The sequence below is a fragment of the Salmonella sp. FC25216 genome (assembly GCF_057751355.1).
This window is the reverse complement of sequence record NZ_JBDGON010000029.1, coordinates 1-1,067: the sequence shown is the minus strand read 5'-3', so window position 1 is coordinate 1,067 and position 1,067 is coordinate 1. Positions and strand designations below refer to the sequence as shown.

General features: G+C 62.4%; 1 protein-coding gene. It reads left to right on the top strand.

Going from position 1 to position 1,067, the window contains the following annotated elements:
• The coding region (gene cpsG, locus AC3G3F_RS23800; protein WP_488395927.1) for a colanic acid biosynthesis phosphomannomutase CpsG at positions 1-1,067 on the top strand (1,067 nt) is incomplete at both ends.

Here is a 1,067-nt window from a genome sequence, read left to right as displayed (position 1 = left end):
ATTTACTTCGCCACGTTCCACCTTGGCGTGGACGGCGGTATTGAAGTGACCGCCAGCCATAACCCGATGGACTACAACGGCATGAAGCTGGTGCGCGAGGGCGCGCGCCCGATAAGCGGTGACACCGGTCTGCGCGATGTTCAGCGCCTGGCGGAAGCTAACGACTTCCCGCCGGTCAACGACGCCGCGCGCGGCAGCTACAGACAAATCACCCTGCGCGACGCCTACATCGACCACCTGCTCGGCTACATCAGTGTTAAAAATCTCACCCCGCTGAAGCTGGTGGTGAATTCCGGTAACGGCGCGGCGGGGCCGGTCATCGACGCCATCGAAGCGCGCCTGAAGGCGCTGGGCGCGCCGGTGGAGTTCATCAAAATCCACAATACCCCGGACGGCACCTTCCCGAACGGCATTCCCAACCCGTTGCTGCCGGAGTGTCGCGACGACACCCGAAACGCCGTTATTGAACACGGGGCGGACATGGGCATCGCCTTTGACGGCGACTTCGACCGCTGCTTCCTGTTTGATGAGAAAGGGCAGTTCATTGAGGGATATTACATCGTCGGCCTGCTGGCGGAAGCGTTTCTGGAAAAACATCCGGGGGCGAAGATTATCCACGACCCGCGCCTGACCTGGAATACCGAGGCGGTGGTGACGGCGGCGGGCGGGACGCCGGTGATGTCAAAAACCGGGCACGCCTTTATCAAGGAGCGGATGCGTCTTGAGGATGCGGTGTACGGCGGGGAGATGAGCGCGCATCACTATTTCCGCGATTTTGCTTACTGCGACAGCGGGATGATCCCGTGGCTGCTGGTGGCGGAGCTGGTGTGCCTGAAAGGACAGTCGCTGGGCGGACTGGTGGCGGACCGGATGGCGGCGTTCCCGGCGAGCGGGGAAATCAACAGCAGGCTGGCGGAGCCGGCGGCGGCAATTGCCCGGGTGGAGCGGCATTTTGCGGATGAGGCGCAGGCGGTGGATCGTACTGACGGCATCAGTATGTCGTTTGCCGACTGGCGTTTCAACCTGCGCTCGTCGAACACCGAACCGGTGGTGCGCCTGAATGTGGA